The organism is Kitasatospora sp. NPDC001175 (genome assembly GCF_053598215.1).
The window spans coordinates 180,005-202,956 of record NZ_JBSFJU010000003.1 but is presented as its reverse complement, the minus strand read 5'-3'; the positions used below and the strand labels follow the sequence as shown (position 1 = coordinate 202,956).

The window sequence follows — 22,952 nt, the reverse complement described above, 5'->3', positions numbered from 1 at the left end:
GCGGCGCGGGACCGTGCGTGCGCGGAGTGAGGTCGGCGGGAGGCGTGCGTCAGCTTGTTCCCAAGGGCACGGGATGAAGAGTGGGGGTGCGGCGGCGCGTGGGGTCGTCGTCGGGGGGCCGGCCGTCGGGCTGGGGGGCGGTGGTCCCTGACGTCGCGTCATCGCCGCGTCCGCGGCCCGGCATTCGGCAGGCCTGCGCTCAGCGTGCCCGGTTCCGATTCCCCGGCCAGGTGAGGCAGGTAGGTCGGCCCGTTGCAGCCACGGCCGGCCGGTCGCGCGGGTGTCGTGCGCCCGGCCGGTGGTCGCCCGGCCCTCATGCGCAGGTGGCCAGGGTGCGGTGGACCTCGCCGATGCGCCCCGCGGCGTCGACCGCGCGGAACAGCCGCAGCGCGCGGTGCAGTTGGAAGCGCGCGGTCAGGATCTCGCCCATGGCCGTCAAGGACCGGCCGATCTGGAAGTAGCTGCAAGCCTGCGCCATCGGATCGTCCAGGCGCTTCGCGGCCGCCAGGGCCATGCAGGACAGCCGGAGCTCCTCGTCGTACCGGCCGCGGATCGTCAGACCGCAGGACTGCGACGCCGCCAGCCGCCACGCGTAGGCGTCCGCGCCGTGCCCCGCGGCATGGGAGACGAGGGTCGTGAGGACCTGCTGCTCGGCGGCCATCCAGGCCAGGCCCGCATCGCGGTCGGTGAAGCCCGGCGGCTCCAGCCCCGGTGGCAGGGGCACATGGTCGGATTCGACGTCGATCGGCAGCGCGGTGTAGCTGCGGTCGGCCGCGATCGCCCAACGCAGGTAGTAGTCGTAGAGCCGGTGCTCAGCGGCGGCTCGCACCGGCCCGTCGGTCTCGTCGGCCAGCAGCTCGGCCGCGAAGGCCCGCAGCAGGCCGTGCATCGAGAACCGCCCCGGGGCCCGCTCGGCCACCAGGTTCATCGCGGCCAACTCGCCGACGAGCGGCACCGCCTCGGACAACGGGACGTCGGCCAGTGCCGCCGCGGCCGCCGCCGTGATCTCCGGCCCGGGGTGCAGGCCCAGGAAGCGGAAGACGCGCGCGGCGGGTTCCGGAAGCCTCAGGTACGACCACGACAGGACATTGCGGACGCTGCTCACCTCGTCCCCGGCGCTGAGCATGCCGAGCGCCCCGCCGTCCAGTTGGTCGGCGAGCACCGACAGCGGGACCGCGGTCATCGACGCGGCGCGCGCCGCAGCCACCGACAGCGCCAGCGGAAGGTGCGCGCAGCGCCGCGTCGGCCTGCTGCTCGCCGGCCCGCCAATCCCCCTCGGAGAGCGCCGTCCTGGCCCGTTTCTCCAGCTCGGCGGTGTACACGTGGTCGAGCTCGATGTTCTCGTGGATGTCGAGCCGGTAGCCACCCGTGGACGTCTGCAACCGCTCGGCGGCGTCCAGGAGTCCGCGTCGCAGCCGGGCCACGTAGTTCAGCACCGCCGCCCTGGCGCTCGGCGGCTTCTCATCGGGCCATAACGCCTCCATGAGGGCCTCGGTGGAGACGGTGCGGTTGGGGCGGAGCGCCAGACTGGCCAGGATGGTGCGCTGCTTCGGCGCCGCTACGGCGATGCGAACGCCACCACCTGTGACGACCTCCAGCGGTCCCAGCAACCCGAAGCGCATGACAGGCCCTCCCGTCCCCCCCACGTCCTGCTCAACACGGTAACTTGACCCGCCGTACCGGCACGGCACCAGCACCTGTCTTCGGTTGTGGTCAAATCCGTTTCGGTCCCATCTGAGGCGGGTGGCCAGGTTTGAATCCGGGTGTGCCGCGTGCACAACTCACCGGTTACGAGCGGCGGTTGGTCGAGCCGTTCTTGCCGGCCGGCGGGTCGGCCGGTACCTCGAGCGGCTGCGGGCGCAGTTCGAGGGGCCCGAACCGGGAGTGGAACGGCGGTGGCTCGGTGGCGCGATACCACGCCATACCGGTACGTCGGTGCGGAGTTGGCGATCGCTGTCCGACTGGGGGCAACGGCAAACCGCAGCCTGAAGAACCGACTTCCGGTGAGCGGTGGGGCGCCCGCCGTCCGAACTGCGGCACCCCACCCGCCTCGACGTGGCGGGGCCACCGGGCGATGATGCCGTGTCGAGAGACCCGGCGACCCGGACGCCTGCCCCGGATGCGGCCGCCTCCTGGCGGTGAGCAGTGCCACGGGGCCGGGCGTAGCGTGGAGGAGGGCCGACCCGACCGTCGGCCGTGGCGTGATCCGGCCGGCCGGCGCTTCCGTAGGGTTTCCGCGCGGCTTCCGCAGGGCTGGAGAGAGCGTCATGGGCAAGCAGTCGGTTGAAGAGTTGACGAGCCGGGTGCACGGTGCGGTGATCACTCCGGGTGACGCCAGGTACGACGAGGCACGCCGCGTGTACAACGCCATGATCGACAGGAAGCCGACGGCGGTCGTGCGCTGTGTGAACGCCGGGGACGTGCTCGCCGCCGTCGGGTTCGCCCGGGAGAACGGGTTCGACCTGGCGATCCGCGGTGGCGGCCACAGCGTGCCGGGCTACGGGACGTGGGACGACGCCGTGGTGGCCGATCTGTCGGCGATGCGCGGGGTGCGGGTGGACCCGGTACGGCGGACGGCGCGGGTCGAAGGCGGTGCGACACTGGCCGATCTGGACGCGGCGACGCACGCCTTCGGACTCGGGGTGACCGGCGGGGTCGTCTCGACCACCGGCGTGGGAGGGCTCACCCTCGGCGGCGGCTTCGGCCACCTGGCCCGCCACCTGGGACTGACCTGCGACAACCTGCTCTCCGCGGACGTGGTGACGGCGGACGGCCGGTTCCTGATGGTGACCGAGCACGAGCACCCCGACCTGTTCTGGGCGCTCCGCGGCGGCACCGGGAACTTCGGCGTGGTCACCTCCTTCGAGTTCCGGCTCAGCCCGGTCTCGGAGGTGCTCGGCGGCCTGATGTTCTTCGAGCTGGAGCACACGGAATCCGTGCTGCGGCACTACCGCGAGTACATCGCCGTCGCACCGGAGCAGCTGGGTGCCTTCCCCGCCTTCCACAACGCCCCGCCGCTGCCGTTCGTCCCGGAGGAACGGCACGGTGACCCCTTGATCGCGGTGGTGGTCTGCTGGTCCGGGCCGATGGCGGAGGGCGAGCGGGCCGTCCAGCCGTTCCGGGAGGCCGCCCCGGTGGCCTTCGAGTCGGTCGGGCCGCTGCCGTACCCGGTGCTGCAGACCATGTTCGACCAGCTGCTGCCGCCCGGCCTGCAGCACTACTGGAAGTCGGCCTTCGCCGCCCGGCTCACCGACGAGGCGATCGCCGCCCACGCCGCGCACGGGCCGAAGGTGCCGTCGGTCAGCGCCTGCCACATCTACCCGATCAACGGCGCCTGCCACCGGATCGCCCCGGAGGAGACCGCGTTCTCCTACCGCGACGCCACGTTCGCGACCGTGATCGCCGGGATGTGGCCGGATCCGGCCGAGAACGCGGTCAACACGGCCTGGGTGAAGGACTACTACCGGGCGATCGCCCCACACTCCTCGGCGGGCGGCTATGTCAACTTCGTGGCCGACGACGACCAGGAACGGGTCACGGACGACTACCGCGACAACTACACCCGCCTGATCGAGATCAAACGCGCATACGATCCGGACAACTTCTTCCACGTCAACCACAACATCCGGCCCTGACGGGTCGAGCGAGTGCCGGGGGCGCGGCCGCGATCCACACCCGTCGCCGCCCGGTTCTCCGTCGCACCACGTGGCGGAGAACCGGCCAGAGGCTCGAAGCCTCCGGTGACGACCGTCGCGCCACTCCACGGGTGTGACGGCCGGCGGCGACGGCCGTCACACCCGCGGCGCCGGTCAGCCGCGCGGGCGGAAGGAGCGCAGGACCGGCTCGCCGAAGAGGTCTACCACCGGGCCCTCGACCTCGAACTCGTCGAGGTTGACCAGGTGGTACTGCACGCCGTACCAGAGCGGCAGCAGCGGCAGGTCCGCGCAGACCCGGGCCTCCGCCTCGGCGTAGAGCTTGCGCCGGCTCACCGGGTCCGCGGTGCCACGGGCCCGGTCGATCAGCGCGTCCGCTTCGGTGCTCCGGTAGCGGGTGTAGTTGCTGCTGCCGACGGAGGCCGAGTGGAACAGCGGGAACAGGAAGTTGTCCGCCGACGGGTAGTCGATCGCCCAGGTCATCCGGAACACCGTGTCGGCCTGCTTGAGCCAGGCGAGGAACTCCGGCCACACCATCGGGCGGGGGGTGATCCGCCAGCCCAGGTTGGTGTTGAGCTGGTCGATCACACTCTCCACCCAACCGTCGTGCCCGAGACCGGCGTTGTAGGTGAAGTAGGTGGTGACCGGCGCGATGCCGTGCTCCGCCAGCAGCGCCCGGGCGCCCTCGGGGTCGTAGCGCACGCCCGTCAGGTCGGCGTCGTCGTCGGTGCGCAGCATGGGAGGCAGGATGCGCTGCGCCAGCGGGCGCGTCCCGCTGAACGCCGAGTCGATGACGCCCTGGCGGTCGATCGCCATCGCCGCGGCCCGGCGGACCACCGGGTTGTCGAACGGCGCGACCTCGGTCGGGAAGCCCACGTACTGCATGAGCGCGCAGGGGGTGCGGCGGAAGCGTTCGCCGAACGGCAGCGCGTCCGGGATCCGGGCCGGCGGTACCTTCACCACGTCGAGCTCGCCGCGGTGCCAGTCCCGGTACGCGTCCTCCAGCTCCTCGTAGATCCGGAACTCCAGCCGGTCCAGGTAGCCGGAACCGCCGTCCGGGAAGGCCTCGTTGGCTCCGTAGTAGCCGTCGAAGCGGGCCATGGTCAGGCCCTGGCCCGGCACCCACGGGCGGATGATCCGGTACGGGCCGGTGCTGACCGGGTGCACGCGGAACAGCTCCCGGTCCCCGTCCGCCAGCTCCTGCGGTACGGCCGCGGTCACCCGGTGTCCGAACACGGCCGCGACCTCGTGGAACGGGCGGTTCAGCCGGACCCGCAGCAGCCGCGGGTCCACCGCGGTCACGCCGCTGAGTGTGTCGGCCTCGCCCGAGCGGACGGCATCGAAGCCCTCTATGCAGGAGAGGTGGTACGCCAGCTTCGATCCGGTGGCCGGGCGGACCACCCTGGACAGCGAGTAGACGTAGTCCGCCGCCGTGACCTCGCGGCCGTGGTGGAACCGGACGCCCGGCCGCAGCCGGAAGTCGACCCGGGTGCCGTCGGCCGACACTTCCCAGCTCTCGGCGGCGGCCGGCCGGGCCTCACCGGTGTCGGCGCTGTAGTCGACCAGCGGGTCGGCGAGGAAGCGGAGCAGCAGCGCGCCGTCGTGCTCGAAGCCGTTGCTCGGGTCGACCGAGGACGGCTCACCGATGAACACCCGTACGCTGTCCCGCTCCTCAGCGGCCGAGCCGGTTCCGGTCGCGGCGGCGTGCAGCTTGAACAGCGCCGGGTCCGCCAGCCGGCCGGCGATCCGCATCAGCTCCTCGGCGGTGTCGGCCACGGCCGAGATCTTGGCCAGCTGGCAGGCCGTGCCGTTGGCCGAGTCGACCAGCTGGCCGGCCGGCACCAGGTGGTGCACGCCCCGGGTGCCGGGAATCCGCAGCAGGTCCTCCCGCGCGGGGGCGACATCGACGAGGTGACGGCCCACCGGGGGCTGCGGGGTCGCGTACAGCGCCCAGCGCTCGCACGTCACGGCGGTGTCGGCGGGCATCCCGGCGGACAGCCGGGCCAGGTTGAGCGGAAGGTCGTACCCGGCGGCGAGCATCAGGAGGTCCGCGACCTTGCCGCCCGGGCGGCCGTTGACCTCGATGATGCGCGGGCCGTCGGCCGTCAGCTTGACCTCGGTGTGGGTCGCGCCGAACCGGATGCCGAGCGCCGCGTGCGCCGCCAGGACCTGCGCCACGACCTCGTCGGTCTCCGCGGCCGGGCGCAGGGTCGGGATGATGTGCCCGTTCTCCCGGTAGGGCCGGGAGAACGGGAGCTTGTCGGACACCGCCAGGACGGCCGGCTCGCCGTCCACCACCAGCACTTCGACGGACAGGTAGTCGCCGAGGCCGCCGGTCGCCCGGGCCGGATCCCCGACGAGCTCCTCCTCCAGCAGCATGACCGGCCGGTGATGGGCCACCCGCGGGTCCGCGAGGGCCAACTCCCGGGCCCGCCGCCAGGCGGGAGCGAGCTCCTGGGCACTCGCCACCCGGAAGGTGGCCAGGCTCCCCATGCCCACCGACGGCTTCAGTACGGCCGGGAACGGCGCCTGCTGCTCGGCCTCGGCGACGTCAGCGGGTTCGCGCAGCTCCCACTGCCGGGGCACCGGAACACCGTGGCTGCGCAGACGGGCACGCTGGACCCGCTTGTCCTGGAGGGCCTCCAGCACCGCGGGCGGGTTGCCGGGCAGGCCGGCCCGGACGGCGGCCTGCTGGGCGAGGTGGACCACCCGCTCGCTGAAGGCCACCACGCCGGCGGTACGGCCCGGCACGACCAGCACGGCCAGTGCTTCGGCGACCTCCTCGGGCGTGCTCACCGCCGTGACCGTGCCGCCCGTGGCCGCGACCTGCCGCATGGCCGTCGCCCGGTCGGCGCGGGCCTCGGCCGCCTCGACCGCGAGCCATACCGCGTCCACGTCGAACTCGGTGAGCAGGGAGGGGAGATAGCTGGACGGATGGGGGCCACCCGGCGCGTCCGCCACCACGATGCGTCGACGCTGTGTCACGAGGGAACTCCTGTTCCGAAGGGCGAAGAAGCCGAGGAGAAGGGGGCGGGCGGCAGTTGGGGGAGTCGCTCCCGCAGCGCCGCTTCACGCTCGGCGAGCGCCTGGGCCGCGGCTTCGCGCAGTTCGGCGGGCCAGCGCACCACCCCGTAGGCCGGGACCGGGCTCGCGCCCCGGGCGATCTTGGCCGGGTAGCTGCCCGTCCCGAACGAGTACGTCCTGATCCCGTGCTCCAGACCCCACCGGATCGGTTCGTAGAAGAGCAGGTTGAAGTAGGCGAAGTCGGAACCGGTGGCGTCGTAGTCGAAGCCGACCAGCCGCAGGTGCAGCCGATCGCCGTCGAGCAGCGCCAGGCTCAGGCCGACCGGCTTCCCGTCCCGCTCGCACAGGAAGACCCGGACCCGGTCGCCGACCGTGCGGCCCAGATGGTCGTAGTCGGCCAGCACGGACTCCACTGAGCCCGGCGCGGAGTAGCGCTTGCGCACGGCGAGTTGGAGCCGGGCGGTGGTCTCGTCGAGCTCGTCGGTGCCGTGCAGCACCCGGACGGTCAGGCCGGACCCCAGGAACTCCCGGCGCTCCCGGCGGACCTTGTTGCGCCGGGAGCGGTGCAGGGTGCCCAGGTAGCCGTCGAAGTCCGGCCAGTCGGTGGTGAGTTCGGTGTGCGCCGCGGCCAGGAAGGGCGGGCCGGCCGCCGCTCCCAGGACGGCCGAGACATCCCGGACCGCGTCGGCGTCGGTCAGGTACAGGAACCCGACCGTGCGGCAGCCCTCGTCCTCGGCCAGCCCGGCCGCGGCCCGGACGAGCAGCCGACGGCGCCCGGACCGCTCGGCCGGCCCGCCGTCCCCGGCCGTCAGCAGGACGCAGTGCGCACCGGAGACGGCGGCCACGCCGTTCGGGAACAGACCCCGGCGGGCCAGCTCCTCGGTCGGCTCCTGCGCGCCGATGAGCGACGCGAGGTTGTACAGGCCCAGTACGTTCTGGTCCGGGACGATGCGCAACGAGGTGAGGCCGACCAGGCGGCCGCGCTCGTCGGTGAGGGTCAGATGGCGCGTGCCGCCGGCGGCCGACTGCTCGCAGTACCGCAGCCAGTCGGGCGAGTCGTACAGCGCGCCGGTGCCGGTGAGCGCGGCGAGTTCGTCCAGCGGCAGGTCGTCGACCCGGTCGTGGACCCGGATGCCGGGGGGGACGGTCGTCATACGAAGGCCGTCCTTCCGGTCATCAGGGACTCCACGGTGCCGCCCAGCAGGACCTCGCCGCGGCCGGTCAGCCGCAGGTGCAGCCGGCCCTGCTGCTCCTCGCGCGCCGGACCCTGGACGACCGCGAGGTCGCCCCTGACACCGTCGAGCGCGGTGAGCCGGCCCACGCCGAGGACGGCTCCGCCGGTGGCACTGTCCTCCCGCCCGGACAGCGAGGTGGTGAAGACCCGTACCCGCAGCCCGTCGTCCGCCGGGGCGGACAGGACCAGCCCGTTCGTGCCGGTCCGGGCGCACAGCTCGAGCACGTCCGCGGCCCGGATGTCCAGGCCGTCCAGCTGCTTCGCGTCGGCGCAACGCAGATGCACCCGGCTGCGGGCCTGCCGCAGGATCACCGGGCCGCTACCGGGCGCCGGTTCGGCCATGACGAAGTTGGGCCAGTCGGTGTGCTCCAGCGCGAGCGAGCCCGGTGCGGTCTCCCGGGCCCAGGTGACCGCGCCCTCGCGGTACAGCTCCAGTTGCTCGCCGCGTTCGTGGCGGACCAGCCGGCGCTCACCCTCGGGGACGCCGAGGGCGGTCAGGGCCGCGAGCGAGGTCTGCAGGCACTGGGCCAGTTCCTCGACCGGGGAGAAGGTCCGCAGGGTGATCTCGTTGCCGTGGACGCCGGTGACGAAACCGGTGTCCGGGACGGCGAACCGGGCCGCGACCGCCGCCCGGTCCACCACCTGCACACCGGGCAGGACGATCACCGTGTGGTTGCCGCCCGGGCTCCCCTGCGCGAACACTCGGCCCCACCACGCGTGCACCTCGGTCATCCGACCGCCTCCGCACCGGCGCACTCCGCTGCCAGCGCCTCCCTCAGGACGTCGACGGACCGGTCGAGCTCCGCCGCCGTGATGGTGAGGGGCGGGGTCCACTTGACCACCGTGCCGTCCGCGCCGCCGCGCAGTGCCAGGACGCCCAGCGCCCGCATCCGCGCGATGACCGCGCAGGTGAAGGCGGTCCGGTCCGCGACCGGTGCCTCGGCGATCCGCACGCCCGTCATCAGCCCGCGGCCGATCGTCTCCAGCCGTACGCCCGGCACGGCGAGCTTGGCGACCGCGCCGACCAGCCGGTCGCCCAGGACGCCCGCGCCGGTGGACAGGTCCTGCTCCAGCAGGGTGTCCAGGACGGCCAGGCCCGCCGCGCACGCGACCGGGTTGGCCGAGAAGGTGCTGGTCTGCCGAAGCGGCGGGAGGGCCGCCAGCAGCTCACGCGGTCCGGCCACCAGCGACACCGGCAGACCGCCGCCGATCGCCTTGCCGAGCACCACCAGGTCGGGAACCACATTCTCGTGCTGGAAACCGAACAACGCGCCCGTGCGGCCGAAACCGGTGAAGATCTCGTCGACGATCAGCAGCATGCCGTGCGCGGTGCAGAACTCCCGGAGGTCCTGCAGCAGGCCCGGCGCGGCGGCGTTCATGCCGCCAGCGCCCTGCACCGTCTCCACGATGAGGCCGGCGACGTCGGCGGAACCGAAGTCGGGGTGCTCCAGGATCTCCTGGCCGAACCGCTGCCCGCGTCCGGGCCGCGCCCCGGGCGGCACATGGCCGGCGGCCACCGGGTAGGGCAACGACAGGCCGGCCACCGGCACTTCGGTCGCACCGGACCGGTAGGCCGAGTTGGCGGTCACGGCCAGGGCTCCCGCGGTCTTGCCGTGGTAGCCGCCGAGGAAACCGAGCACCTGTCGGCGGCCGGTGGCGCACCGGGCCGTCTTGAGCGCGGCCTCGACGGCCTCGGTGCCGGTGGTGCACCACAGCAGCATCGGGTCGGGCCACGGGAGCAGCTCGGCCAGCCGCTCGCTCAGCTCGGCCCGGGCGGCGCAGCCGAACTGCCAGCCACCGTGGGCGTAGCGGTCCAACTGGGCGTGCATCGCGGCCAGCACGGCCGGGTGGCTGTGGCCGAGCGCGAGGACGCCGGAGCCCGCGGTCAGGTCCAGGTACTCCCGGTCCTCCTCGTCCCACAACCGACTGCCCAGACCGCGCACCGGCGTGATCCCGATCTCCGCGCCGATCGTCTTGGCCATCGACGGGCTCTCGCGCCGCTGCAGCACCTCGAGGCTGCTCTTGGTGGTCACAGCCATGAGCGCTCCCGGGCGATCGCGTCCACGCGGGTCAGCAGGGCCTCGGCGATCACTTTTCCCTTCTCGGCACTCGCCAGGCGCGGATCGCCCAGGACGCCGGACGGGATGTCCTGCGGCCGCAGGCGCTCCACCAGGTGGGACCGCTTGCGCACGTGCAGGTCGGCGCGGGTGACGTCGCCCTGGGGCAGGGTCCCGAGCGCTATCAGGTCGGTGCGCACCCGCTCGGGGTACCAGTGCAGGAAGAGGGAGGTCAGCCCCTCGCCGCCGTGCGACTCGCTGGTGGACTCGGAGACCTCCCGGACGACGTCGCTGACCAGCTGCGCCCACTCGACCACCACCACGTCGGTGCCGTGACGCTCGTTCAGGGCACGGGCCGCGATCATCAGCGGTTCGTGGTTCTCGTCGTGGCCGTTCAGCACCAGCACCCGGTTGCTGTACCGGGCCGCCGTCTCGGCCATGCCCGCGGCCTGGCCGATCAGCACGTCCACCGGGATCCTCTGGCTGCCCGGCCAGTCCTGGAAGGCATGCAGCACGCCCGTCCGGATGCTGCCGAGGACGACCGCGCCGTGCAGCTCGGCGGACAGGTCGGCCAGCCGCTCGGCCACCAGCGTGTCGGCGGCCAACGGGAGATGCGGCCCGTGCTGCTCGGTGCTGCCGGCGACCAGGATCCAGTAGGGCACCTGCGACGCCCTCGCCTCGAACTCGGTCCATGTGAAGTCCTCGAGCCGCATGGGCTGAGCGATCTTCGTCGTCATGCCAGACGTCCTCCATCGACGATCACGGTCTGACCCGTGAGATAACTGTTGCGGTCGGAGACCAGAAAGGCGATCAGATCCGCCACTTCCTCCTTGTGCGCGAGCCGTCCGACCGGGATCTCGCGCCGGTACCGGTCGATCTCCTCGGCGGAGTCGGGCCAGTCGGGATTGGCGACCTTGCCAGGGGCCACGGTGTTGATCAGCACACCGTCCCCGCCGTGGCGCACCGCGAAGGTGCTCACCATCGCGGCCAGACCGGCCTTGGCCGCGGCATATGCCGCTCCGGCCGTGGTCCGTCCGGTGTGCGCCGCCGCCGAGCCGACGGCCACCACCCGGCCGCGGCCCGCCTCGGCCATGGCCGGCACCAGGGTGCGCATCAGCAGGAAGCAGCTCGTCAGATTGGCGTCCAGCACCTGCCGGAAGAGCGCGGCCGGCACCTCGGCCTCGGGCAGCGGACGGCCGTCGGGCCCCTTGGGCGACCAGCCCTGGCACATCACCAGCCCGTCCGGTGCGCCCCGGAGCTCCAGCAGCCGCGCCAGCCGTTCGTCCGTCGCCTGCTCGTCGGCGAGATCGGTCTGGTGGAACTCGGCTCCCTGAGCGCGGGGAGGGACCCGGTCCAGGACCACCACCCGGCGGCCCTCCGCCAGCAGGCGGGCGGCCACGGCCGAGCCGAGGTGCCCCGAGCCGCCACTGATGACGGCGTAGCCGTCGCTCATCGGATCTCCAGTCGGGCGAAGCGGGCGAGGTCGTCGATCGCACCGGGGTGGGAGGTGGCGGCCGCCCGGACCCCCGAGAGTTCGCAGCCGCCGCCGGCCAGCAGCGCGAGCACGAAAGCGGCGAAGATCACCCGGTGGTCGGCGGGCAGCCGGAGCTGTTCCGGGGCGACCGGCGTGCCGGGCTCGACCATCAGGCCGTCGGGGGTGGCCCGGGCGGCGATGCCGAACGCGGCGAGCAGTTCGACGGTGCTGGCGATCCGGTCGGTGTCCTTGCCCTTCAGCTCGGCGGCGTCCCGGATCACCGTACGGCCCTTGGCCACCGCGGCCAGCGCGGCGACCAGCGGCAGCTCGTCGATGGCGCTCTGCACCAGCTGCCGACCCTCGACCACCGTGCCGCGCAGGGGACCGGGCAGCACGATCCGGATGTCGCCCGCGGGTTCCGGCCCGTCCTGGGAGGTCACCGTCTCGGTCACGGTGGCGCCCATCGCCGCCAGGATCCGCAGGAAGCCGGTGCGCAGCGGATTCAGCCCGACCCGGGTCAGGGTCAGCTCCTGTCCCGGCTGGGCGGAGGCCAGGTGGAGCGCGGCCAGCAGCGCGGCGCCCGAGGGGTCGCCGGGCACGGTGAGATCGAAGGCGCGCGGGCGGCGCGGGGTGACCAGCAGGTCCAGCTCGCTCTGGGCCACCGGGACGCCCGTCCAGCGCAGCAGCCGCTCGGTGTGGTCCCGCGCCATCGTCCGCCGGCGGATGCGCACCGGTCCGGCGGCGTTCAGTGCGGCGAACTGCAGCGCGGAGACCGGCTGGGCCGAGTCCACCGTGACATTCACCTCGCCGCCGCGCAGCCGCGCCCCGCGCACCCGCAGCGGGAGCCGGCCCGGCTCGCCGAGTTCCTCGATCTCGGCGCCCAGTTCGCGCAGCGGGTCGAGCACCTCCGTCATTGGCCGGGAGCGCAGCAGCCGGTTCCCGGTCACCACGCAGTCAGACGTGCTGCCGGCCAGTACGGCGAGCAGCAGCCGCGAGGTGGTGGCGCTGTTGCCTGCGTCCAGGGTGCGGTCGGTGATCCGGATCCCGGACGCGGCGGTGCCGGTCACCATCAGCTCGCCCGGTCCGGTGACCCGGACCTGGATGCCGAGCTTCTCAAGTGCTCTGAGATTGCAGCGGACATCGGCGCAGTCGGCGACGTTGCTCAGCCGTGACGTGCCGTCGGCGACGGCGGCCAGTACGGTGGCGCGCTGGCTGATCGCCTTGTCGGGATGGGGTTGCAGCGCTGGGCCGCCGGCCTCGGCGGGGTGGACGGAGCGCACCAGGATGCGCTCGGGAAGGGCTCGTGCCTGGTCCAGCAGGCCGGCGTACCGATCGTCCGGCACGGTCATGACTGAGGGTCCCTACTCATGAGTTCGATCAATTCGTCGTCGCCTATCGGCCGTTCGACCTCGACGCCGGCCACCGGCGGGCTGGGCACCGCCCCCGGGTTGTCGGCCGCGTAGCTCGCGTACCGATGGCGCTTGCGCTGCAGCCCGAGGCTCTCCTCGGGGAGGAACACGTTCTCGGCCACCTCGAGGTCGCCGTGGCGGACGGTGTCCGCCACGAGTGCCTGGCCGGTCTCGGTACGGGTCACCACCAGCGAGGCCTTGTCGGTCTGCTCGCCCTCCCGGCTGGTCCGGAAGATGTTGGGGTCGCCGTCGGCGATCGAGACGTCCGCCAGGCCACTCCACCAGTCGGGGCAGGCCAGGCAGCGGTGGGTCTTGAACTTCTTGAATTCGGTGACCAGTTCGTGGAACGGCAGGGAGCGCCGCCGGTCGGAGCGGTCCCACACGGTGAACTCGCCCGGGTAGTCGCCGGCCCGGTACTTCATCCGGGTGACGTCGACCAGCGGCAGGCGCAGGCGCTCCTCGATGAGGTACTCCGTGCCCTCCCGGCGGGTGTTGGAGGCGCAGCCGATCTCGATGGTGAAGGCGATCTTCTCGGCCACCGCGGGCTGCTGCGGCAGATTGCGCATCCGGTTCACCGCCTCGATCTGGCAGGCGAGACCGACCACGCCGATCCGGTCGTACGGCGCGTCCCGGAGGATCTGCAGGTTCGGGGTCAGGCAGTAACTCGCCTGGGCGCACTCGACGATCTCGGCGACGGTGGTCGCCAGCCGGGGCACCGGCACCCAGGGGCGCTCCTCGTCGCGGCCGATGACCAGGGCCGCCTCGATCTGTCCGCGACGCAGCGCGGACACCAGCAGCGCGGTCGCCGCACCGCCGGCCGAGGCGGCCTGCTTGACCGCGGGATCGGCGGCGCGCGCCGAGTAGGTGGAACGGACGATGCCCGTCCAGCGCTCGTCCTGCGACCTGGTCCGGCCGAAGATCCGGCGCTCCGACTCGGGCACCGCGGTCTCCCGGCCCGGGCAGACATCGACGCACAGGGTGCAGCTGCCGCACCCGTCCGCGCTCGCACCGGCGGCGAGGACGGGGGTGGGCTGATCGGGCGAGACGACGAGGACGCTCTCGGGGCAGACGGCGGCACAGGCGCCACAACTGGCGCACAGGGACGCTTCGAGTACGGACTGACTGAGCTCGGAAAAGCTCATGGCTAAGGAATCCCCTCGCATCATGGCTGTGTTCGTGGCCTTCGTGCGGCGTGTCGTCGCGCCGCACGCCGGGCTTCGTGACAGAGGTCGGATCCGGCCGGGGAGTTCGCCGGACCCGGGTGATGAGGTGCTACTCGGCGGCGGCCAGCGCGGACCGGAGCTGGTCCAGGTGGTCCCGGTCGTGGCCGGCCAGCACCGCCAGCAGGACGCGCAGCGACTCGGCGCCCCGGTAGGACAGCACTCCGCGCCGGTCCAGGTCCTCGGCGTCGAGCGACCTGGCGAGTGCGACGGTGTTGCGGCGGGCGGTGCTGAACCGCTCCAGCGCGTCCTGCCAGGTCTCCAGGGCGAAGAACCTGGTCCAGGGGTGGGAGTCGTAGCCGAAGATGGTCGGTGTGTCCTCGGTGAGGATGGAGCGGATCCGGACCGCGTTCACCGCTTCGTTGTCCGCGACGTGGTGGACTATGTGAAGCGCGCTCCACTCGTTCTCGGCCGGAGCCACGGTGATCCGGCCGGGGTCCGCGGCTGCCAGCAACCCGGCGACGGCCGCCGGGGTCTCGGCCAGCAGGTCGATCACATCGTGCCCGGCGACCAGCAGGTCGTAGGCGCGGCGCTGGCCCGGCGTACCGGATCCGGCGGCGAGGGCCTCCTCGGCCCAGCTGCGGGTGGCCGGATCATCGGGCGCGTCGAACAGCCGGTCAAGGACGGTGGCCCAGTCGAGCGTGGTCATACGGAAGCCTCCAGGCGGTCTGTGGACGCGCGGTCGGGTCGCAGTTCCGCCCGCTGGCCGAAGAACCGGCCGCGCAGCACGGCTGCGGTGACGAGGAACAGGGAGAGGTAGGCGGCGGCGACACCGGTGAACACCAGTGCGGTGACGTGCACGCCCCAGTCGGTGGTTACCGGGCCGGTCAGCGGGATCATGGCGATCGCGGTGATCGAGGTGGCGCTCTCCCGGGTGATCGAGAGCCGGCCCAACAGCTGTGGTGCGGAACGGAGTTGCAGAATGGTGTCGGAGGTGGTCGCGCCCAGCGTGGTGGCCACACCGATACCGAGGAAGGCCAGCCCCGCCACCGGCAGCGCCGACGCTCCGGCGAGCAGGCCGAGGGCCAGTACCGCCGTGGCGCAGGCAACGCCGACCAGGTACGGCCGCCGGGCGTCGATCCGGCGCACCACCAGGACGGTCAGCAGCGCGCCCACCGAGGCACCGCCGTCCAGGACGGTGATGCCCAGCGGCCCGCCGCGCAGCGCCTGGTTGACCGGTGCCACCAGCACGCTGGCGAGCGAGGTGATCACGGACGGCATCACCCCGATGACCAGGTGGACGCACAGCCCCGGATTGCTCCGCAGCACCTGGCCCAGCTGCCGCCAGTTCTCCCGAAGAGTCATGGGGGCCGGGGACTTCGGCTCACCCGCGCCCTGCGCGGCGCTGCGGTCGGGAATGCCCCGCAGCAGGAAGTGCACCGCCGTGCCCGACAGGAAGAAGACGGCGACCGCGCAGAGCACGGCCCCGCTCGGTAGGACCACGAACAGCCCGGAGACCACGCCCAGCCCGGCCAGCTGGGCCACCTGAAGCAGCCCGAAGCGCAGCGTGTTGACCTGGGGCATCACGGCCACGTCGGCCACCTGCCGGACCATGACGAAACTGGCGGCCCGGTACAGCGGCCGGATGAAGGCCGAGACCAGGAAGGCGGAGACCAGGACGAGTTGGGAATCCGACGCGAGGAAGAGCGCCCCGCCCACCAGCACGGCGACGCCCCGGATGCTGTTGGAGACCAGCCCGACCGTCAGGACGTCACGCCGGTCGAGGATGCTCCCGCCCAGCAACTGGCCGGCCAGACCGAGCGCGTACTCGACCCCCACCAGGAGCGCGAAGGTGTCCGCCGAGCCGGTCTGCCTGTACAGGGCCAGGCCGATGGCCAGGGTGAAGCCACCTACGCCGACATTGGTGAGAAAGAAGCCGATCAGGTAGATCGTGACGCCGCGGCCGGTCGACAGCCCGCGCTTCACGACGACGCGACGGCTCGGGCTGACAGCCGGTTCAGGGCCTCCTCGGCCAGTCGGACCGCATCGTCCGCGTCCTTCGCCTCGACCCGGGCCGAGGCCAACCGGGAGTACGAACTCTGCAGTCCGTTCAACTCTGCGCCGTCGGACACTAGTTGGTCCACGTGGATGACGCCCTCGATGGCGCGGGCCTGAGCCAGCCCGTCGATCCCCGCCAGCCGTCCGGTGAGCTCGGGCGTGAGGTAGCGGATGGCGCCGCTCGCGAGGTAGTGCGGCCCGTCGGTGCGGCTCGCCACCTCGGGCAGCGCGGCCAGGTCCACTCCGAGCAGCTGCCGCAGCACCAGGTCGGTGAGGTTGACCCCGGTGGCCGACTCCGTGAGCTGGACGATCGAGTCGCCCGCCTGGCGCAGATGCGTCTCGACCAGCACCGGACCGTCGGAGCCGAGGATCACCTCGCTGTGCGTGATGCCCCGCTCGACACCGAGCGCGTCCAGACAGGCCCGGACGTGGGCGACGAGCTGGTCGGAGGTGCTCTGCGGTATCCGGGCCGGCACGACGTGGCCGGTCTCCACCTTGCTGCCGTCGTCCTTGAACTTCTCGGTGACCGCGAAGACATAGTGGACACCGCGGTGAGTGATCGCCTCGATGCTGAACTCGGGCCCCGCGACGTACCGTTCGGCGATCGGCGGGGACGGCTCCAGTCGCGGCGCGCTGGCGCCCATGGCCACCTCGAGCGCCGCGGCCAGCTCGCCGGCGTCGTGCGCCACGGCGATCCCGGTGCTCGCCCGGCCGCGCGACGGCTTGAGCAGAAGCGGGCCGCCGACCTCGCGCTGGAAGGCCTCCAACTCGGTGATCGACGAGACCTGCCGGAACGGCATGTGCTCGACGCCCGCCGCGTTGAGCCGCTCGCGCATGACCGTCTTGTCGTTCACGGCACGGACGGTCTCGGGGGAGTGATAGGCGAGTTCGAGTTCCTCGGCGATGGCGGCCGCCTTGTCCTGGTCGATCTCGGCCAGCGCCGCGATGCCGTCCAACGGCCACTGTTGGTGCAGGAAGTGCGCCGCGGCGAGCCATCGCTCCAGCGGCGAGTCGTCGTTCAGGACGACCACCGCGTCGTTCTCGTGCAACTGGTGCACCCAGTCGAGCACGGCGGCCCGGCAGAGTACGACCGTCGAGACACCTTCGGCCAGGCGCCGGAGCCTCGGCTGCTGGCCGGATCCTCCCCCGATGAGAAGTAAGCGCACAACTCCCCCTCTTGATGTCGAAAGGCACGCCACGGCCCACTCCACCGGCGCAGGAGCCGTTCTTTCGCCTACAAGCGATCATCGAGGGCCGGTCTCGGCGATGTCAAGATCGTCTTGCAATGAGGAACAAAGTATTAACCCACCGTCAAAGTTGTTCATTTTCAGCTGACTTGGTCACCTTTCGTGCGAGTCGACCCTTCCGAGGGTGCCTTGCCGGACTGCGCGGCGAGCGCGACCCGTACGTTCACGGGTCCACCGTGCCCGAGTTGATCGAGCGTCAGAAGACGGGACGGGACTTCGGCCAGGTCGAGCGGGCCGGGTTCCAGTGGGTGGCGTGGCACAACAGTGGATCGTCGGCTGCATCGGGCCGTCGAGGCTCAGCCCGGCCCGGACGCGCCGGTCCTCCAGCATGAGGCCGGCGGTGGCCGTTCCGCCCTTCGACCAGCCGAACACGCCGATGCGGTCCCGATCGAGGGAGCCGAGCAGACCGACCGGCAGCGGCCGCCGTTCGGCGTCGGGATCGCACCCGGCGGCGAGGTCCTCGACGCAGCGGTCGAGGACGGACCGGATGTCCGCGGCGAAGTCCGCCGGCCCGCATGGGCGGCTCCGGCCACCGCGGGTCCGGCCACCGCGGGTCCGGCCACCGCGGCCCCGGCCACTACGGCTCCGGCCTCCACGGGCCCGACGCGGCTCACCCTGCCTGTGCCCACCGGACCGTACCCGGTGGGCACGGTGTCGCTGCACCTCGTCGACGGTTCACGTCCGGATTTTGTGGCCGGTCCGGGGCATCCGGCGGCAGCGCCAGCTCGGGCGCGGTCATGCCGAGCACGTCCACCGTGCTTGGCATCCACCAGTCCTGGAACCGCCTCTGACGATCCGTCGGATGGCTGTCGCGCATGGGCGGCGCTGCCATGCGACGTACCCGTGCACATCCGACCACCGGGTGATCCGCCGGCGGCGGGCGTTGGCCAGTGGGTTTACATCTGTGGAGTAACGCCGTGACGGGCGCGGGGTTGCCGCGTAATTCAACCGTCGAGTTCGATCGCGTTCTTGGCCCGTTCGACGGAGGCTTCGGAGGCCGGTCCGCCGGGATTCTCGGTGGCGAGTGCCTGGTTGAGTTCGACGAACGGGCGCATGCGCCTCTCGTAGCAGGCGAAGGCCGCGTGGTGGTCGCCGTCCGCCCGTCGCAGGGCGTCGGCCAGTACGTAGGCACCCACGAGAGCGAGGCTGGTCCCCTGGCCGGACAGCGGAGAGGCGCAGTAGCCGGCGTCACCGAGCAGGACGGTCCTGCCGTTCGACCAGCGGTCCATGTGGACCTGCGTCATCGTGTCGAAGTAGAAGTCGGGCGCCTCCCGCAGGGCCCGCAGCAGTCTGGGGGTCTCCCAGTGCAGCGTTGCCATCCGATCGGCGACGAACAGCTTGTGCTGTTCGGTGTCACCGCGGTCGGCGGGGAGCGACTCGCCCGCGAAGCCGAACGAGATCCTCAACTCGCTGTTGTCGCGCACCGGGTAGATGCCGTAGCCGGCCTCGCCGTCCCTGAGCCACAGCTGCCAGTCCTCCAGGGCCAGGAAGTTGTCCGCGGTGAAGATCGCCAGATGCATGCCCAGGTGGCGGGCGAACTGCTCCTGTGGTCCGAAGCCCAGCCGCCGCACGGCCGAGTGCAGGCCGTCGGCCCCCACGACCAGGTCGAAGGTTCGCGAGCGGCCGTGCTCGAAGCCGACCCGTACCCCGTGCTCGTTCTGGTCGAGCGTGGTGATGCCGTCCCCGAACACGAACTCGACTTCGCCCAACGCCCGTTCGTGCAGGAGGCGTACCAGGTCCTCGCGCAGCAGCTCGATGTCGTCGTTGGCGAGCCGGCCGCTGCTGAAGGTCATCTCGGTGGACCGGTGGATCTCCTTCCCGGCGCCGTCCAGGACGGACATGCCGCGCATCCGGGTGCGGTGGGCTCGGGTCTGGTCCAGCAGCCCCATCCGCTCGATCACATCGAGCGCGGCGCCGCGGATGTCGACCGCCTGACCGCCACAGCGGCGGCCCGGTGCGTGTTCCACAACCGTCACGGCAACACCGCCACGGTGCAGCCAGTGCGCGAGTGCGGCTCCCGCGACACCGGCGCCGGAGATGAGCACAGTCTTCATGCAAGCTCCTTCATGCGCTGTATCAAGCTCGTTAATACGCTGTACGCAGCTGAATGTACGGCGTATGTGCAGTGCTGCAAACTGGTGATTTCTCCGCTCTGTTCTAGGGCAGGGGCCGCATTTCGGCATTCTGTGCTGGTAGGTTCTGAGCTAGTACAGGTTCAGTGCGCGCGAAAAAAAATTCCAAGGAGTCGGCAGCATGGCCTCGAAGTCCGATCCGCCGTTCCGGCGCATCGCCGACGAGATCGCACGGCGGATCACCGAGGGCGCACTCGCCCCGGGCGAACGCGTGCCGTCGACGCGTCAGATCGCCCGTGAGTGGGGAGTCGCGCTCGCCACGGCTACCAAGGCCCTCACCGTGCTCCGCCTGGAAGGGCTGGTCGAGGCCCGTCCCCGGATCGGCACCGTGGTGGCGGCCAAGGAGCATGCGGTGCCGACCGAGAACCGGCCCCCGTCCAGGCGCCGTTCGCCGACGACCGCCTCCTCCGAGAACGAACTGACCCGTGAGCGGATCGTCCGGGTCGCCGTGGGCATCGCGGACGGCGAAGGACTGGCAGCGGTGTCCATGCGGACCGTTGCCGCCAGGCTCGGTGTCGCCGCCATGTCCCCGTACCGGTACGTCAACAGCAAGGACGACCTGGTTCTGCTGATGGCGGATGCGGTGTTCGGCGAGAAGGCCTATCCGGTCGAGCCGCCGGACGGGTGGCGGGTCCGGCTGGAGCTCGGTGCGCGCACCCTGTGGGGGATCTACCGCAGGCACCCCTGGCTCGCGCAGGTCGGCTCGCTCACCCGACCCCTGATGCTGCCCGCCCTGATGACCCACGCGGAATGGGCGCTCGCCGCCCTAGACGGCCACGGCCTCGATCCGACGACCATGTTCGACCTGCACGTCCTGTTCTACAGCTATGTTCAGGGGATCGCCGTGCACCTGGAGCGGGAGGCCCAGGCCGAGGCCGCCACCGGCCTGTCGGAGGACCAGTGGATGGACCGTCAGACTCCCGCCTACGAGGCGATCGTCGCGGCAACCCGGTACCCGGTGTTCGCCAGGATCGCCGGCAGCCTCAAGCACGGCTACGACCTCGACCTGGACACGCTGTTCGAGTTCGGCCTCAAGTCACTCCTCGACGGCATCGCCCTCATCATCGAGCCCCGCTGTCCCGCCGCATGACGCCCTCGAAGCGGGAGGGCTCGGCGGGGCTGCCGACGGCCTGGCCGGAGCCGATCGGATTCGTCCAGTACGTTGTGAACCCTGGTGCGTGCGCGGCTTGCTGGGGAAGATCCGCCCGGCCCTCGTGTGGTCGCCAGGAACGGCCGTCCGACACGGCAAGAGCCGCGGCTGCCGCGACCGTCGGGGCAGGCCGCCCCACCGGCGACGAGGAGGAATCAGCCTTGGAACAGCGGGAGTTCGTCCACCGTGCCGATGGCGAGGAGCTGAGCTGCACCGCCTGCATCCCGGCGGGCGACGAGCGGCTCGAACGGGTCGTGATCATGCACGGTGCCGGGACGGGCAGCAAGCAGCGGAACCTGCCGCTGGCGCGCGAGTTCGCGCGCGCCGGGTACCGGTCACTCGCTTTCGACTTCTCCGGTCACGGCCGGAGCACCGGCGAGCTCCCGCTGCTGAGCCTGGAGCGTCGGTTCCTCCAAGCCCGAAGCGTGATCGCGGAGTTCGCCCCCGACGGGCCGGTCATGCTCATCGGCTTCAGCATGAGCGGCCAGACCATCGCCGATGTGGTCGAGCACCTCGGGGATCGCGTCACCACCATCGTCCTCGGCGCGCCGGCGGCCTACTCGGCAGCGGCATGGAAGGTGCCCTTCGGCTCCGGATTCACCGAGATCATCCGCACCGCGGACAGCTGGCGGGCCAGCCCCGCCTTCGACACCTACGCGCGTTTCACCGGCCGCGCCGTACTGATCGTCCCCGACCACGACTCGGTGATCCCGCCCGGCGTGACCTCCCGCATCGAGGCCGCCCTCCGGAGGCACGCCGCCTTCGACCGGATCGTGTTCCCCGGCTCGCAGCACACGCTCGGGCTGTGGCTGGCGGAGCATCCCGAGGACCGGCGCCGGATCGTGGCCCTCTGCGCGGCACCGGGACACCCCTGAGCACTCCGGGGCAGGCCGATCGCGCGGGAGTGCAGGCTCGTCGCTAGGCGCGCGCCGAGCACGGCCGCGAGCGTCCCGGACAAGGTGGCCATGCCGCCAGCGATCGACGAGGGCTGTTCCCGCGAGCCTTGGAGCGTCCGCGCGATGGGGCCGGTGCTGGTGAGCACTACGGTAGGCACCATGACGATCACCGGGGAGGACCAGGACGCCGCTGGCGGCCGGGTGTTGCTGCTGGCCGCCGCGCCGGTCGGATCCCGCCGCAGGCTTCTCGATCCGGAGGTCGCTGTCGGTGAGCTCGCCGCGGTACCGGCTCGTTCGCTGCTGCCCGGTTGGGAGCACCCGGTTGAGGTCGAGACCCTCGTCAACCCCAGCGGCGCACAGGCCGTGCTGGCCCGGATGCGGGCCGCGGCCACCGTGCCGGGACCGCTGATGCTGTACCTGTGCGGCCTGCTCGTCAGGGACGACCGGCAGCATCAGGTCCACCTCGCGCTCGCCGACACCACGGACACCACGATCCGCTACACGGCACTCCCTTGGACCTGGCTCGCCCGGGAACTGGCCGTCCGTCGGCCCGGCACCACCTCCGTCGTGCTCGACCTGCTCAGCGACCCCGGCTGCCTGCCACTCGAACCCGCCGACCTCGCGCTGCCACCGCAGATCGCCCGGTTCGGCGTGATCGGCCCGCCCGCCCGGCGCGGCCCCTGGCAGTCACCCGCCTACACCGCAGCCCTCTCGCACCTGCTGCGGAACACACCGGACCGGCAGCACCTCGCCCAACTCCACCCGATCGCCGCCGGCCACGCCGGCCTTCCGCCCGGCAGCATTGTGATCGGCCCCCGGATCGACCGGGCCGAAGCCACCGCGGACCGGCCCGAAGCCACCGCGGCCCCGCCCAGGCCCCTGTCCCATCCGGTTGGGCCGGCCCCGGCCGTCGCCGCGGCAACGCCGCCCGCTCCGCCCGCTCCACCCGCTCCACGGGTCTCCGGCCTGGTCGCCGACCCACGGCCGACGATCGCGGAGGCGATACGCGGCGGGGACCACCGCACGGCGGCCGACCTCACCGCCCAGTGGGAACAGGCCATCGCGTATACCGCCGGCCCGAACTCGCCGGCGATGGGCGACGTGCTGGAGGTCCAGGCCACCCTGGCCGTCGCCGCCGGGGCGATCGTCCAGGCCACCGACCGCTGGCTGGCCTGCGCCGAGCACCGGCTCACCTGGACCGGACCCGAAACCGCCCAGGTCCAGCTCGCCGTCCGCAACGCACTGCACTGCTGGCAGCAGACCAGGGACGACGAGCCGTCCCTATCCGCGACCGCCGGACGTCTCGTGGAGGTACTACGGGCAACGGGCCGCCCACGTGCGGCCGTCGCCATCGAGGACCGCCTCGCCGATCTGAAGGGCCCCGTCTACACGCCGCCCACTGTGTGGGTCGGGTAATTCCCTTATCAGGGACACCTCCTCCCGAACCTGGTCAACCAC

The 22,952-nt window shown here is 72.0% G+C and carries 18 protein-coding genes and 1 pseudogene; 4 read left to right on the top strand and 15 right to left on the bottom strand.

Annotated elements, in window-relative coordinates:
* Positions 1 to 313: 313 nt before the first annotated feature.
* From ACWDAK_RS04195 to ACWDAK_RS04185, 3 genes and pseudogenes are all read right to left on the bottom strand, one after another.
* On the bottom strand, positions 314 to 1,207 hold the full coding sequence (locus tag ACWDAK_RS04195) for a hypothetical protein (protein ID WP_427393748.1): 894 nt from the start codon (positions 1,205 to 1,207) through the stop codon (positions 314 to 316).
* A 157-nt stretch (positions 1,208 to 1,364) separates the two neighbouring features.
* Positions 1,365 to 1,622, bottom strand: a pseudogene (locus tag ACWDAK_RS04190) (AfsR/SARP family transcriptional regulator); the annotation flags it as partial.
* A gap of 166 nt (positions 1,623 to 1,788) precedes the next feature.
* Positions 1,789 to 1,923 carry a hypothetical protein gene (locus ACWDAK_RS04185; RefSeq protein ID WP_344634652.1) on the bottom strand — a complete coding sequence of 45 codons (135 nt, stop codon included), beginning with the start codon at positions 1,921 to 1,923 and terminating at the stop codon, positions 1,789 to 1,791.
* Positions 1,924 to 2,267: 344 nt separating this feature from the next.
* Between ACWDAK_RS04185 and ACWDAK_RS04180 the strand changes: the two genes are divergently transcribed.
* Positions 2,268 to 3,635, top strand: coding sequence for an FAD-binding oxidoreductase (locus ACWDAK_RS04180; RefSeq protein ID WP_427393733.1), 1,368 nt, complete (start codon positions 2,268 to 2,270; stop codon positions 3,633 to 3,635).
* Positions 3,636 to 3,809: 174 nt separating this feature from the next.
* Here the strand turns inward: ACWDAK_RS04180 and ACWDAK_RS04175 are convergent, their stop codons facing one another.
* From ACWDAK_RS04175 to ACWDAK_RS04120, 12 genes are all read right to left on the bottom strand, one after another.
* On the bottom strand, positions 3,810 to 6,638 hold the full coding sequence (locus ACWDAK_RS04175) for an ABC transporter substrate-binding protein (protein WP_344634650.1): 2,829 nt from the start codon (positions 6,636 to 6,638) through the stop codon (positions 3,810 to 3,812).
* The gene (locus ACWDAK_RS04170; protein WP_427393732.1) at positions 6,635 to 7,831 is read right to left on the bottom strand and encodes a GNAT family N-acetyltransferase; all 1,197 of its coding nucleotides are present in this window, start codon (positions 7,829 to 7,831) and stop codon (positions 6,635 to 6,637) included. The genes ACWDAK_RS04175 and ACWDAK_RS04170 overlap by 4 nt, the downstream gene beginning before the upstream one ends.
* Complete coding sequence (locus ACWDAK_RS04165) at positions 7,828 to 8,643, bottom strand: hypothetical protein (RefSeq protein WP_427393731.1); 816 nt, start codon at positions 8,641 to 8,643, stop codon at positions 7,828 to 7,830. Before ACWDAK_RS04165 ends, ACWDAK_RS04170 begins: the two co-directional genes overlap by 4 nt.
* Entirely contained in the window at positions 8,640 to 9,950 is a 1,311-nt protein-coding gene (locus ACWDAK_RS04160) for an aspartate aminotransferase family protein (protein ID WP_427393730.1), read from the bottom strand. Before ACWDAK_RS04160 ends, ACWDAK_RS04165 begins: the two co-directional genes overlap by 4 nt.
* Positions 9,941 to 10,705, bottom strand: a complete 765-nt coding sequence (locus ACWDAK_RS04155; RefSeq protein WP_344634646.1) for a creatininase family protein — start codon at positions 10,703 to 10,705, stop codon at positions 9,941 to 9,943. The genes ACWDAK_RS04160 and ACWDAK_RS04155 overlap by 10 nt, the downstream gene beginning before the upstream one ends.
* Complete coding sequence (locus ACWDAK_RS04150) at positions 10,702 to 11,421, bottom strand: SDR family NAD(P)-dependent oxidoreductase (protein WP_344634645.1); 720 nt, start codon at positions 11,419 to 11,421, stop codon at positions 10,702 to 10,704. Before ACWDAK_RS04150 ends, ACWDAK_RS04155 begins: the two co-directional genes overlap by 4 nt.
* A complete protein-coding gene (locus ACWDAK_RS04145) occupies positions 11,418 to 12,791 on the bottom strand; it encodes a 3-phosphoshikimate 1-carboxyvinyltransferase (RefSeq protein ID WP_427393729.1) in 1,374 nt (457 codons plus the stop codon). The genes ACWDAK_RS04150 and ACWDAK_RS04145 overlap by 4 nt, the downstream gene beginning before the upstream one ends.
* Positions 12,788 to 13,993, bottom strand: coding sequence for a Coenzyme F420 hydrogenase/dehydrogenase, beta subunit C-terminal domain (locus ACWDAK_RS04140; protein WP_427393728.1), 1,206 nt, complete (start codon positions 13,991 to 13,993; stop codon positions 12,788 to 12,790). Before ACWDAK_RS04140 ends, ACWDAK_RS04145 begins: the two co-directional genes overlap by 4 nt.
* Before the next feature lie 130 nt (positions 13,994 to 14,123).
* Positions 14,124 to 14,720, bottom strand: a complete 597-nt coding sequence (locus tag ACWDAK_RS04135; RefSeq protein WP_427393727.1) for a DinB family protein — start codon at positions 14,718 to 14,720, stop codon at positions 14,124 to 14,126.
* Positions 14,717 to 15,997 (bottom strand): MFS transporter, encoded by a 1,281-nt coding sequence (locus tag ACWDAK_RS04130; protein WP_427393726.1) that lies wholly within the window; start codon positions 15,995 to 15,997, stop codon positions 14,717 to 14,719. Before ACWDAK_RS04130 ends, ACWDAK_RS04135 begins: the two co-directional genes overlap by 4 nt.
* Entirely contained in the window at positions 15,994 to 17,235 is a 1,242-nt protein-coding gene (locus ACWDAK_RS04125; RefSeq protein ID WP_427393725.1) for an ATP-grasp domain-containing protein, read from the bottom strand. Before ACWDAK_RS04125 ends, ACWDAK_RS04130 begins: the two co-directional genes overlap by 4 nt.
* A 1,025-nt stretch (positions 17,236 to 18,260) precedes the next feature.
* On the bottom strand, positions 18,261 to 19,370 hold the full coding sequence (locus ACWDAK_RS04120) for an FAD-dependent monooxygenase (protein ID WP_344634639.1): 1,110 nt from the start codon (positions 19,368 to 19,370) through the stop codon (positions 18,261 to 18,263).
* Between the two features lie 199 nt (positions 19,371 to 19,569).
* Between ACWDAK_RS04120 and ACWDAK_RS04115 the strand changes: the two genes are divergently transcribed.
* From ACWDAK_RS04115 to ACWDAK_RS04105, 3 genes are all read left to right on the top strand, one after another.
* A complete protein-coding gene (locus tag ACWDAK_RS04115; RefSeq protein ID WP_427393724.1) occupies positions 19,570 to 20,538 on the top strand; it encodes a TetR/AcrR family transcriptional regulator C-terminal domain-containing protein in 969 nt (322 codons plus the stop codon).
* 221 nt (positions 20,539 to 20,759) lie between these two features.
* Positions 20,760 to 21,473 carry an alpha/beta hydrolase gene (locus ACWDAK_RS04110; protein WP_427393723.1) on the top strand — a complete coding sequence of 238 codons (714 nt, stop codon included), beginning with the start codon at positions 20,760 to 20,762 and terminating at the stop codon, positions 21,471 to 21,473.
* A gap of 180 nt (positions 21,474 to 21,653) precedes the next feature.
* Positions 21,654 to 22,910, top strand: a complete 1,257-nt coding sequence (locus ACWDAK_RS04105) for a hypothetical protein (RefSeq protein ID WP_427393722.1) — start codon at positions 21,654 to 21,656, stop codon at positions 22,908 to 22,910.
* Positions 22,911 to 22,952 lie beyond the last annotated feature (42 nt).

Bases quoted from the DNA above. Each gene is read 5' to 3' on its own strand.
- ACWDAK_RS04185 (WP_344634652.1), bottom strand. From the start codon at position 1,923: ATGGCGTGGTATCGCGCCACCGAGCCACCGCCGTTCCACTCCCGGTTC.
- ACWDAK_RS04180 (WP_427393733.1), top strand. From the start codon at position 2,268: ATGGGCAAGCAGTCGGTTGAAGAGTTGACGAGCCGGGTGCACGGTGCG.
- ACWDAK_RS04170 (WP_427393732.1), bottom strand. From the start codon at position 7,831: ATGACGACCGTCCCCCCCGGCATCCGGGTCCACGACCGGGTCGACGAC.
- ACWDAK_RS04165 (WP_427393731.1), bottom strand. From the start codon at position 8,643: ATGACCGAGGTGCACGCGTGGTGGGGCCGAGTGTTCGCGCAGGGGAGC.
- ACWDAK_RS04160 (WP_427393730.1), bottom strand. From the start codon at position 9,950: ATGGCTGTGACCACCAAGAGCAGCCTCGAGGTGCTGCAGCGGCGCGAG.
- ACWDAK_RS04155 (WP_344634646.1), bottom strand. From the start codon at position 10,705: ATGACGACGAAGATCGCTCAGCCCATGCGGCTCGAGGACTTCACATGG.
- ACWDAK_RS04150 (WP_344634645.1), bottom strand. From the start codon at position 11,421: ATGAGCGACGGCTACGCCGTCATCAGTGGCGGCTCGGGGCACCTCGGC.
- ACWDAK_RS04145 (WP_427393729.1), bottom strand. From the start codon at position 12,791: ATGACCGTGCCGGACGATCGGTACGCCGGCCTGCTGGACCAGGCACGA.
- ACWDAK_RS04140 (WP_427393728.1), bottom strand. From the start codon at position 13,993: ATGAGCTTTTCCGAGCTCAGTCAGTCCGTACTCGAAGCGTCCCTGTGC.
- ACWDAK_RS04135 (WP_427393727.1), bottom strand. From the start codon at position 14,720: ATGACCACGCTCGACTGGGCCACCGTCCTTGACCGGCTGTTCGACGCG.
- ACWDAK_RS04120 (WP_344634639.1), bottom strand. From the start codon at position 19,370: ATGAAGACTGTGCTCATCTCCGGCGCCGGTGTCGCGGGAGCCGCACTC.
- ACWDAK_RS04115 (WP_427393724.1), top strand. From the start codon at position 19,570: ATGGCCTCGAAGTCCGATCCGCCGTTCCGGCGCATCGCCGACGAGATC.
- ACWDAK_RS04105 (WP_427393722.1), top strand. From the start codon at position 21,654: ATGACGATCACCGGGGAGGACCAGGACGCCGCTGGCGGCCGGGTGTTG.